Here is an 11,979-nt window from a genome sequence, read left to right on the forward strand (position 1 = left end):
TGCCCCATAAGCAAAAAAAGACCTGTGAAGCTTCTTCACAGGTCTTGATGAAGGCGAAGACCGGATTCGAACCGGTGGTAGAGGTGTTGCAGACCTTTGCCTTACCACTTGGCTACTTCGCCATGATACAGAGCGGTAGACGAGGCTCGAACTCGCGACCCCCAGCTTGGGAAGCTGATGCTCTACCAACTGAGCTACTACCGCAATCAATGAATCATACTTTTCTAGTTTACACTATTTATACTTCCCTTTCAAGTCATTTTTACAAGGCCTATCCGTCTGTAAATTGACCTTGATCGATTAAAAAATTTCTAACCATGCGCAAAGTCTTTATTTGCGTGCTTTTTGTTTCCTCGATGAATATTCTGACTGCGAAAGTATAAATGGCAAATCCAATGATCACACCAATAGCATTGGCAAGACTATCGTTAATATTGATGTCTCTGAATGTGAAGCCCTGAAATAAGAATATCAAAAACTGAACCAGCTCAATAGCGATACCAACCCCTAAGCCAACTATTGTCATTGATTTCCTTGTCATCCCTTTAATTAGGCAGGGTAATAAAACACCTAATGGTAGGGTCATGATAATATTTAATATAAAATCTTTAGGATACCAACCCCTAACAAAGGGGATTAAATTTATATTTTCAGCTAGACTCTCAGAGAATGATAATTCTTCCCGCATCATTTCCTTAATGGATCCGCTGATATAAATGGGAAAAACCGCGTATTTCACAAGTAGAATGGTGTAAAAACACAAAAAAGATATAACAAAACACTTGAAAATATAGTACTTCGATTTTGAGCGTATCTGATGAAGGAAATAGACAATAAATGGTATGGAAATAATAAAATCGGTTAGCAACCCACTATCTATTTTCATAATGAATACTCCATTAAGGTGAAAAACTATTCCAAAAAAGCCACCTCCCGCCCAAAGAAGGACGGGGGTGGTCAGGTGTTTATATGAAAACTCTTGGATTAAGGAGAACTAGTCCTCTTTATCTTCAAACTGATAGGCCACCCCATCGTAAATCAAGGGCTCATCCAGCCGGGGCTGGCCCTCAAGCTGTCCTTCAAACCAGGCTTTCTGCCAATAGGGTTCCAAGGTTAATTCTGCCGGTTCTCCGGAAATATGGCCGGCTTTTCCATCCATAAAGGCCAGGTAGATGGTGTCATCCACCTTTCCGATGTGGTGGATTCCGCCATGCTGGGAAGCCGCCTCATCAATGTTCAGGATCTTCTTGACTTCCCCTCCCTTGGGGAATTCAAAAACCGTATTGTTTTCAGGATCGACGAAGAGGATGGTGTTGTCATAGGCTCCATAGTAGCGGCTGGGGACGGAACGGGTTTGCCGGGTGACCGGTGCCTCCTCGGAGGAGGATTGGGCCACTTCTTCACTGGTGGAGCTTTGGTCTGAGGAAGCCAATCTTCCCTGGTCCTTGGGCTTTAATATGGTGAAACGGGCTAAGACCAGGAGGACAAGGATAGCAAGGATCCCGGAAATATAGTAGGCCGACTTGGTGGCCACCTTGGTCTGGTCCTTGGACCGGGGAGAGGAGGCGGACTTGGCCGTGGGCGAGAAGGTCCAGTTGGACGGGGAATCACCCCTACCCTTCTCCCTCCTTTGAGGGTGGTCCTGTCTGGAGACCGGCCGGTCTACAGGACGGTAAACCGGTGCCTGGGGGTCCGGGACTACATCCGAAGAAAAGGTATGTTCATTCAAGGAGGCAAAAGCCTCTAAACGGTCCACCAGGCTCTTGACCTGGAAGGCGCAGGCTTTCTGCATGGAGGTCCGGCGAAGGGTGGGTTCCACCTCGTCGTCTTGGACCCGGTTGGACAGCTGCTCGGAAATTCTTTCGATTTCCCGAGAAATCTGTCCGGTGGATTGGGCGACCAGCTTGGCGATTTCCTCATCGGAAAGACGGAAGTGAACAGCCAGGAGGAAAAGAGCTTTTTCCCTAGCCGGCATCTCCTGGAGGGCCATCTGGTAGGTGGAAACCAGCTTATCGGGATCCGCTTTTCCCAGCTCTTCCGATTCCTCTTTCTCTCCATCCTCGACGGGCGTCTCCTCCGCCTTATCCTTTAGAGCATAATAAGTGGCAACCAGGCCAATGAAGCCCTTTTGGTCCAGGGGCGTCTGGCCGGAGAACCAGGTCTCCTTCCGACTGACTTGTTGAAGCGTATGGTGGGCAGCTTCCTCCGCCAGGATCTCCTGGTGGCAATGTTGGAAGGCTGCCTGGTAGGCTAAGTTCCTCAATTTTCGAGAAAACGGGTGATTTCGACCTTGTCCATCGTTTGCCATCTGATGTCCCTCCTCACTAATCATCATCATTCATTATTTATATTATACATGAATTTCCCAGTTCGCTTATACCCTTTCGGCATATTGGAGGTCATAAAGGACCCGGAAAAGACCGTTTTTCTCGATCAGTTCCTCCCTGGTCCCCTCTTCGGCAATTTTTCCATGGTGCATGACGATGATCTTATCCGCACCGGCAATGGTGGAAATTCGGTGGGCCACAGCCAGCATGGTCCGATCAGTGGACATGTTTTGGATGGCCTCCTGGATCAGGGTTTCCGTTTCCGTATCGATGTTGGAGGTGGCTTCATCAAGAATCAAAACGGGGGGACGGTCGGCAACGGTCCGGGCAAAGGAGAGGAGCTGACGCTGGCCGGCGGACAGGGTGGACCCCCTCTCGGTAACCGGCTCATCATAGTTCTTAGGCAGCTTCTTGATAAATTCATCGGCCCGGACCAGCTTGGCCGCTTCATAGGCCGCCTCCCGGTCCACGCTTTCCCTGCCCACCCGGATATTGCCGATAATATCCCCGGTAAAGAGGAAGACATCCTGCTGGACCAATCCCACAGCCCGTCGGAGGTCGGTTAATTGATATTCCTTGACATCTACCCCGTCCAAGAGGATTCTTCCTTTTTGAACGTCATAGAATCGGGAAATCAGGCTCATGATGGTGGACTTCCCGGCGCCGGTAGCGCCCACAAAGGCGACAAATTGACCGGACTCCACCGTAAAGGAGACATCCTTGAGGATCCACTCCCCCTCCTCATCGTAGCGGAACCAAACATGGTCGAATTCGATAGCCCCACGAATGGATTCTCGGGGAAGGGGCCGGTCTCCCGACTCAATATCCGCCTCCTGGTCTAGGAGGTGGAAGACCCGGTTGGCCGAAGTCATGGCATATTGGATGACGTTGAAGGTCATGGCCATCTCCAGGATGGGCCGGAAGAATTGCTGGATGTAGTCAATGAAGGCATAGACCAGACCGAAAGTGATCAGGCCCTTCATTTGAGCCAGACCTCCGAACCAAAGGAGGAGAGCCAGGCCCGTTGTCCGAACGATTTCGATGGCCGGCCGGTAAATGGCAAAACCCAGAATCTCCGTTCGTCCCAGCCGGTAGTACTTTTGGTTAATCTCGTCAAATTCCCGGTAGATCCCCTCTTCTTCGTTGAAGGTCTGGATTTCAAAGATTCCAGATAGGTTCTCGGACAGCTTTGTGTTAAGTAGGGAGAGGGTTTCCCTTTCTTTTTTATAGACAACCCGGATCTTCCGCCGGAAGATGACCGATATGGCCACAATAAAGGGGGTCAGGAGGACCACAAAAGTGGCCAGGCGGGCATCCATGGAATACATGATGATGACAATCCCGGCAAAGGTGAATAGAGACTGGAAGAGGGAAACCAGGACATAGGTGAACATTTCATTGATGGCTTCAGGGTCGTTCGTGGCCCGGGTGACCAGGGACCCGATGGCATGGTCGTCGAAAAACTTCATGGATAGGCCCAGGATATGGTTATAAATATCCGAACGAATTTCCCGGATGATCCGCTGGGCGGTTTTCTGGGTCAGGATGAAGCCCAGGTAGTTGATGACGAACATCCCCAGAACCATAGCCAGGTAGATCAGAGCTTTTCTGATGGCCCCTTCCATGGCCAGGTCCTTGGCCGGGGCATCCGCCCCCGGGTTGGCAAGGACGGAGAGGTCCTGGTCGATGAGGGTTTGGATAATCCGAGGCTGGACCAGGCGCATGGCAATGGCGACGAAGATCAAACTGAAAACCAGGAGGAACCAGGCCCAATAGGGCTTGGCATAGGCCATGAGCCGCTTGAAAGTATGATTATCCGTCTTTTTCCAACCCTGTTCTTTTTCCATTTCAGGCATGGGCTTCCTCCTTTCCGTAAGAGCGAGCGCGGGATTCCAGGAGTTGGAGGTGGTAGAGTTCCTTGTAGAAGCCCTCCTGGCTGACCAGGTCGGCATGGCTGCCTCGCTGGCTGATTCTCCCGTCTTCGATGACGATGATTTCTTCCAGGCTCTCCACCGTGGAGATCCGCTGGGAGACCATAATCAACCCTTTTTTGTGCTGGGCAAGTTGGCCCAAAATTCGGGATTCCGTTTCAGTATCCACCGCAGAAAGAGAGTCATCCATAATCAGGACGGGGGCATCCTTGTAGTAGGCCCGGGCGATGGAAACCCTCTGTTGCTGGCCACCGGACAGGGTAACCCCCCTCTCCCCGACCATGGATTCATAACCCATGGGCATGGCTTCAATATCCTTATCAACCTGGGCAAATTCCGCCGCCCGACGGACCCGGTCCTCATCCAAATCATCCGAGGAAAAGGCGATATTGGCGTCGATGGGCCGGGAGAAGAGGAAGGACTCCTGGGCCACCACCCCGAAGACCCGGTAGAGGGATTCGAAGGTCAGGTTTCGAATATCCACCCCATCGACTAAAATTTCTCCCTCCGTCACATCAAAACGGCGGAGGAGGAGGTTGATTAATGTGGACTTCCCGGACCCGGTCCTACCCAGGATAGCCAGGCTATGACCCGGCTCCAAAGTGAAGGAGACATCCTGTAGGATCCAGGGGCTGTCCGGACCATAGCGGAAGGAGACCTTTTTGAATTCCACCCTCCCCTTGGGGTCCATGAGTTCTGTAGCAAATTCATTTTCCCGGACCTTGGGCCGGGTCCGGAAGATCTCATTGAGCCTTTCCAATGAGGTGACTCCTCTTTGGAACTGGGAGATGACCAGGCCCATGGCAATCAGGGGCCAGATGATCAGGTCCAGGTACTGGATGATGGCAACAAAGGATCCCACGGTGATGGTCCCGGAGAGGGCCCCCTTTGCCCCGTAAATAATAAAGACGAAAAAGGAAAAACCGGAAATCAGGGTGATCATGGGGTCGAATAGGCCATCGATACGGTTGAGGTCCATGACCTTGTCGGAATATTTTTCATTGATGGCCTCAAAGGACCGGGACCGGTTGTCTTCGATAGCAAAGGCTTTAATGACCCGGATGCCGGAGAGGTTCTCCTGGACTTCGGTGGTCAGTTCACCGAAAGTGTCCTGAACGACCCGGGACCGGCGGTTAAGGGGACGAATAATTTTCACTACAGCCACCACTAAAAAAGGCAGGGAAACCAGGGCAACAGCGGTCGTCAGCAGCCCCGCCGTCGAGACCATCATGACTACGGTAAAAATCGTCATAAAGAGGGAGTCGATGACCATCATGACGCCCCCGCCCATGGAGTCCCGGACGGCAGAGATGTCGTTGGTTGCCCGGGCCATGAGGTCACCGGTCCGGTTCTTATTGAAGTAATCGGTATCAAGGCTGAGGTACTTTTGGAAGAGCTTGTCGCGGAGCCAATAGTCCATCCTCCGAGCTGTCCCGAAAATCTGGGTCCGCCAGATGAATCGCCCAACCACCATGACGGCGCCGATAAGGATGAGGCGGAGGATGAGGGCCATGAGGCTCTCCTCCGTCAGCTGACCGGTGGTGGTCAGGTCGGCGAATGACCGGAAGATTTGTGGAATGAGCAAGTTGGCAAAGTCTACGACCATCAATACCACAATGCCGATAATATAATGCCAGTAATTCTTTTTTAGAAAGGGAAGGATCGTTCGATAGGCGTGCATAGGGGTCCTTTCTCTTGATTTTCTTCAGACGAATCAATGGAGTCAAAAAAATACGATACAGCCATCATACCACCTATAGTGGATTTTTTCTTGTTTTTTTATCCGCAAGGGCTATACTTGTCGTGAATATAAAAAGCCCCAAGACGCCGGGACTTGTCGGAAAGGAAAAATGATGACGGATCAAAGATCTTTTAGGGGACCTGTAGCTAAGCCCTCCAACCATAAAAATCCCCTCCCTACTCCGGAGAAGTGGGACCCCAACAGAAGCTATGACCATCTTCTGGATGCCATTCTCTCCTATGGAGTTAGCGGGATCATCCCCTTCCATATGCCGGGCCACAAGCAAAACACCCGGAAGTTCGGGACGGTCCTTCCCTATGCCCTGGATATGACGGAAACCGCCGGGATGGCTGACCTCCACCACCCCTCCGGCAGGCTCAAAGAAGCCCAGGAGGAATTAGCCCGGTCCCGGGGAGCTCGGGCTTCCTTCTTCTCCATTGCCGGATCCACCGCCGGCATCCTCTCCGGGATGAGGACCCTGACTCGCCGGGGGGATAAGGTCCTCCTTTCCCGGGGATCCCACCGGTCGGTCTATCATGGCCTGGAGATTTTAGGCCTAAGGGGAGCCTACCTCCTCCCCAGGCTCCAAGCCGACCTCCCTCTATATCTTGACCCGGATCCTGACCTCCTGAAAAGACGGCTGGAAGAAGAAAAGGATGTCAAGCTGGTCCTGGTAACCTCACCCACCTTTGAGGGGGCCATATCCGACCTGGAAGCCATGGTCAAGGTCTGCCATGACTACGGAGCCCTCCTCATGGTGGACCAGGCCCATGGGGCCCACCTGACCTACCTCAACCGCCTGGGCAAGGGCCACTATTCCGAGGCCTTGTCGGCGGGGGCTGACCTGGTGGTGGAGAGCCTCCACAAAACTCTCCCTGCCCTGACTCCGGCCGCCCTGGTCCACTGCGGCGACCGGGTAGATCCGGCGGAACTGGCCCGAAACCTCTCTATCTTTGAGACCTCTTCCCCCTCCCATCCTTTGATGGCCTCCATGGATGCCTGCCTGAATTATATGGAAAATAAGGGGTTGGAGGACTTGGACCGGCTACTTATTGAAATCCGGGACTTCCGAGACCGGGTTCGTGATCTCAAATTCCTCCAGATCGTTGACCTTCCTGGCCCCGGAGATCCTTTAAAAATTCTCCTCTCCTGCCAGAAAACCCGGGAAAGCGGACAGGAGGTCACCCTGGCACTCCGCAAAATGGGCTTTGAATTTGAGATGACCCTGGGACCCTTGATCCTGGCCATGCCCTCGATCGGAAATGAGCCCGGCGACTTGGACCGCCTTGCCCAGGCCCTCCTGGACCTGGACCGCCAGGTCCATCCGGCGGAAACCGCCCCCTCCCTCCCTAACTTTCCCCTTCCTCCGAAGGCTATGGAGATCGACCAGGCCCTTGACCGGCCCATGGAGATCATCAGGGCAGGAGAGGCGGAGGGAAAGATTGCCGGCGAATCCGTTTGGGCCTATCCCCCCGGAATCCCCATCCTCCTCCCCGGGGAAAGGATTACGGACGCCTGGCTGGCCTGCATGGAGGAATGGGTCAGGTATGGCCAGGACTACCGGTCAGACCGGGGACTCTTCCCCCGCCAAATCCAGGTCCTCCGATCGATTGACGAATGAGGACAAAAAAGCTACAATAAAGACAGTTATTTCTTCAATTTACTCGGAAAGGAATCCATCATGAAGCATATTTTAAGCCTACATACAAGAAACCTGAAGCAGAGCCAAAAGGACGGCGGTTGCGGCGAATGCCAAACCTCCTGCCAATCCGCCTGCAAGACCTCCTGTGGCGTTGCCAACCAGGACTGTGAAAAAGTCAAGTAACTTCCATTTTCATTTTAACAATGAAATTGGCCACTCTTTGGAGTGGCTTTTTTCATGGAAAAAAGATGGATAGAAAGGACACCCATGATTCATACCTTTATCAGTCATGGTTACCATATCGTTGTGGACACCTATTCCGGTGGTGTCCACCTTGTCGATCCTCCCAGCTTCCAAGCGATCGAATGGATCAACCGGAAATTTCCGGACAATCCGACACAGGGCCTGACCGATGATCATTGGGCCTCTCTTGTCCGGGATTTGGCTCAAGAATTTCCCAACCTAGCCGCCGGAGATCTTGAGGGGATCAGGGAGGAAATCCGCTCCCTGGTTGACGAAGGCTCCCTCTTCAGCCGGGATACCTATGCGGACCTCTCCCTTGACCTGACCCAAAGAAAAACCCAGGTCAAGGCCCTCTGCCTCAATGTCGCCCATACCTGCAACCTGGACTGTGACTACTGCTTTGCCTCCCAGGGGAAGTACCATGGCGAACGGGCCATCATGTCTTTGGAGGTAGCCAAGCAAGCCATCGATTTTTTGATTGAGAATTCTGGAAGTCACCGAAACCTTGATATCGACTTTTTCGGTGGCGAGCCCATGCTCAACTGGGATGTGGTCAAGGAGACTGTGGCCTATGCCGATTCTCAGGCGGAAAAGCAGGACAAGAATTTCCGCTACACCTTCACCACCAATGGCCTCCTTTTAGACAAGGAGGTGAGCGACTTTCTCAACAAACACATGCATAATGTCGTCCTCTCTTTGGATGGCCGGAAGGAAGTCCATGACCGCCTCCGCCACCGGATTGACGGGAGAGGGTCCTACGACACCATCGTCCCCAAATTCCAGGACTTTGTCCGGTCCCGCGGAGAGAAGGAATACTATATCCGAGGAACCTATACGGGAAAGAACCCGGACTTCTATCAGGATATCCTCCATATGGCCAACCTTGGCTTCCACCGCCTCTCCATGGAGCCTGTTATTGGAGACCCTGAGGAGGACTACATGCTCTCCGAAAAGGACCTCCCCATCCTGGAGTCTCAATACGACCTCCTGACCGACGAAATGCTCCGACGGGACCGCTTAGCCGATGAAGTTATTCGAAAGGGTGGATCAGTAGAGGACATGGACGACCGCGACCGTCCTTTCGTCTTCTACCATTTCATGATGAACCTGGATGGTGGCCCTTGCATCTATAAGCGGATCTCCGGCTGCGGTTCCGGAACAGAATACATGGCGGTCACCCCCTGGGGAGATCTCTACCCCTGCCATCAGTTTGTCGGCGATGAAAACTTTACCGTCGGCAATGTCTTTGAGGGGATCCAAAAGGATGCCATCATCAAGGATTTTAAAACCTGCAACACCTATTCCCGGCCCGAATGTCAGGACTGTTGGGCCAGACTCTACTGTTCAGGCGGTTGCGCAGCCAATGCCTACCACGCCTCCGGGACTATACAAGGCACGGTCCCCTTCTCCTGCCAACTCTTCCGGAAAAGAATGGAATGCGCCTTAACCTTGAAAGCAGACCAAATGGTCCGACAAAATTAATAAGAAAAAGGCTCCACTTGGCCCCCCGGAATGAGGTTTTCGCCGGAAAGGGGGGCTCAGCTTGGCCCCCCGGAATGAAGTTTTCGCCGAAAAAAGGGGCTGTATCGAACGATCTACTCGTTCTGATACAGCCCCTTTTTTATTTCCAAACCGACTTGAAAGTTTAATCTACTTCGTCCAAGCCCTACTGATTTTCACCGGACGGATCAGAAACTTCCAGCTTGTCATAATGACGAAGTTCGTTTTCAACGGATTGATGGACGGCAGAATCCAGTCCGGCCACATAGGTCAGGGAAGGATGGACCAGGGTCAGGTAATCCTTGGTCTGCTCAGGCAGGCGTTCCGGCCGGGTCAGGATCATGGGCGCCTTGATTTCACCGGCAATGGCGCCAAAGACCAGGGCATCCGCAAAGTTCATCCCGGTAGCCAGGAAAACCGTTTGGCTATCTCTTCCAGTGAATTTTTCTGCAATCTTGATGGAAGTTTCAAAACGGGTTTCTCCGTAGATCCTCTCCATCTTGGTCACTATCTTCCCTACTTCTGCCTGGACCTTGTTATCGATGGCCACATCTCCTCCCAATAGTTCAATCGATTGGAGTTTAAGATCCTTCATGACCTGGCTGACCTCTTTCGGCAGATTATCCTTCCGGGTCAGCAGGATGGGCATGCGGTTGTAGGCGGCATAGGGGGAAGCGGACAGGGCATCGGCAGCGATCATTCCCGAGGCCAGGAGGGCCTTTTCCGTCTTTACCTGGTCCTTATCATTCAGGGCCTTGACTGCCTTGGCAATCTTTGCGGAAGTTTCAAAGCGGGTTTCACCGAATAAACGGGTCACCTCTACCCCATCCATCTTGGACAGAGCTTCCTCAATTTCCGAGGACACAGCAAGCTTTCCACCGATAAGAATAATCTTTTGGACTTCCAGACGCTTGAGCTCATCCTGAAGGTCTTTGGAGACTTCCTTACCGTCAGCCAAAAGAATGGGGCTCTTCAAGGCCTTTGCGAGAGGCGCTGCGGTCAGGGCATCGGCAAAATCACTTCCACGGGCCAGCAAGACGGTATCTGCTCCGGATGGGAAGAAGCGCTTGGAAGCTTCAATCGCCGTGGTGTAACGGGTAGATCCCCCGATCCGGTCGACCTTGGGGCCTTCAACCACCTGAATCTTTAGAACCGCCTTCTTCCCCATGAGTTCGACAACCAGGTCCTGGTCCCCTAATTTTTGGGGGTCATAGCCGGTGATCCACTGGCTATTGATGGCCAAAGCCTGGTCCTTATTTTCCTCTGATGGGAAGGAGGTCAGGAGATAGCGGTCCTGGGTATTCAGTTTTTCTCCTTTGTAGAGACGGATCCGCCCGGTCGGCTCCACATAATTTGTTCCTTCTTTCACGACCACTTTTACCGAGTCGGGCACTTCCGGCAAAATCAGGGCCTTGGCTTGGACAGAGTAAGCTGTATCATTCCACTTAATCTGTCCTTGAATGGTCCTCTGGGCTGGCAAGTGACGGGGCTCCCGGTAGTCCTTCAAATTCCACTCTACGGGGAGGGTCTTTTCTGTTTTATTCGAAAACTTGACCCGGATTTCCTTGGGCAGGTTGAGTTCGTCGACCTTGGTTCCCTTGGTAACCACAATCAGGTCAGGGAGAATAAAATTTTCTAACTTTGCAGGACGAACTTCCACAGGAAGGGAAACATCTATCCCGGCCACTTTTCCCATGATCCGGCCCTGGTAGCCGGCATTATCCTTATAGGCGTCAAATTTTTCCCATTCGATAGCCATTAAAACCTTGTAGGTCTTGTTGGGGAAGAGGTCTCCCGTATAGGTTACCCAGGCAAATTCGGGGAAAATGGGTTCCGTTCCTGCAGTAACGACAATCTTGGATTTATCAAATTCAGGGTTGGTTGCCTTGGCGCCGGCAACGGGAATGTTGACCCGGTAGCTTCCCATGGAATTATAGGCCTGGCCTTCATTGGTGGGTTCCTTGGTGGAAAAGACCATCACTACCCCGCTCTTTCCATCACTACGTTGGAAACGGGCAAAGGCAAAGGATTTTAACTCGGGATCCACCATATTGGAATAGCGGGCGGTAGATTTACTTCCATCCTTTTTCTCATAGGCCTCTTTTTCCCCATAAAAGGCATCAAGGGCCAATTTCAAGCTATCGGCATTAGAAATATTCTCTGCATTGATTCCTTCAAGTACAGAAGAAAATTCCTCCCCATTGGGCCGCTTGTGGTCATAGGAAAGAGTAATTTCTGCCGCTCGAATTCGAGCTGCCTCCTCCAGCTGACTGGACCACTTCAGGGCTTGGTAGTTTCCCTCAACAATCCCCTTTTCAATGGCTTCCTTCCGGTAGCCATTGACCTTGTTCATATAGTCATTCTTGTTCAGGTCTTCAAAACTCCCATAGAAAGGAACGGAAACGGATCCCGCCTTTAGACCCGGTGCAGTAATGACCCTTTCCTTATCCGGGACTTCCTCCGCATGGGCAGATAGACCCAAAGGTAGGACCAGGGCCAAGGCCAATACAAGGGACAGAAGCCCTCGCCAAGACTTTTTCATTCATTGCCTCCTTATTTTTCTTCTCCAAAGAGAATCGAACAGTCTTCCAAGAT

Annotated in this window: 8 protein-coding genes and 2 tRNA genes; 3 read left to right on the forward strand and 7 right to left on the reverse strand. The window is 52.1% G+C overall.

Annotation, left to right across the window (positions count from 1 at the left end):
* Positions 1–51: 51 nt before the first annotated feature.
* The 6 genes from HGKM_RS06505 to HGKM_RS06530 form a co-directional block, all read right to left on the reverse strand.
* Positions 52–122, reverse strand: a tRNA-Cys gene (locus HGKM_RS06505).
* A gap of 9 nt (positions 123–131) precedes the next feature.
* Positions 132–204, reverse strand: a tRNA-Gly gene (locus tag HGKM_RS06510).
* A gap of 67 nt (positions 205–271) precedes the next feature.
* Entirely contained in the window at positions 272–886 is a 615-nt protein-coding gene (locus tag HGKM_RS06515) for a VanZ family protein (protein ID WP_019134531.1), read from the reverse strand.
* A gap of 108 nt (positions 887–994) precedes the next feature.
* A complete protein-coding gene (locus tag HGKM_RS06520) occupies positions 995–2,308 on the reverse strand; it encodes an RNA polymerase sigma factor (RefSeq protein WP_019134532.1) in 1,314 nt (437 codons plus the stop codon).
* A gap of 66 nt (positions 2,309–2,374) precedes the next feature.
* A complete protein-coding gene (locus HGKM_RS06525) occupies positions 2,375–4,183 on the reverse strand; it encodes an ABC transporter ATP-binding protein (protein WP_019134533.1) in 1,809 nt (602 codons plus the stop codon).
* A complete protein-coding gene (locus HGKM_RS06530; protein WP_019134534.1) occupies positions 4,176–5,939 on the reverse strand; it encodes an ABC transporter ATP-binding protein in 1,764 nt (587 codons plus the stop codon). Before HGKM_RS06530 ends, HGKM_RS06525 begins: the two co-directional genes overlap by 8 nt.
* Before the next feature lie 172 nt (positions 5,940–6,111).
* Here HGKM_RS06530 and HGKM_RS06535 point away from each other — a divergent pair, with 172 nt between their 5' ends.
* From HGKM_RS06535 to scfB, 3 genes are all read left to right on the forward strand, one after another.
* A complete protein-coding gene (locus HGKM_RS06535) occupies positions 6,112–7,620 on the forward strand; it encodes an aminotransferase class I/II-fold pyridoxal phosphate-dependent enzyme (RefSeq protein WP_019134535.1) in 1,509 nt (502 codons plus the stop codon).
* Positions 7,621–7,680: 60 nt separating this feature from the next.
* Complete coding sequence (gene scfA, locus HGKM_RS08605) at positions 7,681–7,824, forward strand: six-cysteine ranthipeptide SCIFF (RefSeq protein WP_019134536.1); 144 nt, start codon at positions 7,681–7,683, stop codon at positions 7,822–7,824.
* Positions 7,825–7,908: 84 nt separating this feature from the next.
* Positions 7,909–9,366 carry a thioether cross-link-forming SCIFF peptide maturase gene (scfB, locus tag HGKM_RS06540; protein WP_019134537.1) on the forward strand — a complete coding sequence of 486 codons (1,458 nt, stop codon included), beginning with the start codon at positions 7,909–7,911 and terminating at the stop codon, positions 9,364–9,366.
* A 184-nt stretch (positions 9,367–9,550) separates the two neighbouring features.
* On the opposite strand, the gene HGKM_RS06545 is transcribed toward scfB, so the two are convergent.
* Positions 9,551–11,926, reverse strand: a complete 2,376-nt coding sequence (locus tag HGKM_RS06545; protein WP_019134539.1) for a cell wall-binding repeat-containing protein — start codon at positions 11,924–11,926, stop codon at positions 9,551–9,553.
* Positions 11,927–11,979 lie beyond the last annotated feature (53 nt).

Origin of the sequence: Kallipyga massiliensis ph2, from assembly GCF_000311985.1 — a bacterium.
GTDB classification, from domain to species: domain Bacteria; phylum Bacillota; class Clostridia; order Tissierellales; family Peptoniphilaceae; genus Kallipyga; species Kallipyga massiliensis.

Bases quoted from the DNA above. Each gene is read 5' to 3' on its own strand.
- HGKM_RS06515 (WP_019134531.1), bottom strand. From the start codon at position 886: ATGAAAATAGATAGTGGGTTGCTAACCGATTTTATTATTTCCATACCA.
- HGKM_RS06520 (WP_019134532.1), bottom strand. From the start codon at position 2,308: ATGGCAAACGATGGACAAGGTCGAAATCACCCGTTTTCTCGAAAATTG.
- HGKM_RS06525 (WP_019134533.1), bottom strand. From the start codon at position 4,183: ATGCCTGAAATGGAAAAAGAACAGGGTTGGAAAAAGACGGATAATCAT.
- HGKM_RS06530 (WP_019134534.1), bottom strand. From the start codon at position 5,939: ATGCACGCCTATCGAACGATCCTTCCCTTTCTAAAAAAGAATTACTGG.
- HGKM_RS06535 (WP_019134535.1), top strand. From the start codon at position 6,112: ATGACGGATCAAAGATCTTTTAGGGGACCTGTAGCTAAGCCCTCCAAC.
- scfA (WP_019134536.1), top strand. From the start codon at position 7,681: ATGAAGCATATTTTAAGCCTACATACAAGAAACCTGAAGCAGAGCCAA.
- scfB (WP_019134537.1), top strand. From the start codon at position 7,909: ATGATTCATACCTTTATCAGTCATGGTTACCATATCGTTGTGGACACC.
- HGKM_RS06545 (WP_019134539.1), bottom strand. From the start codon at position 11,926: ATGAAAAAGTCTTGGCGAGGGCTTCTGTCCCTTGTATTGGCCTTGGCC.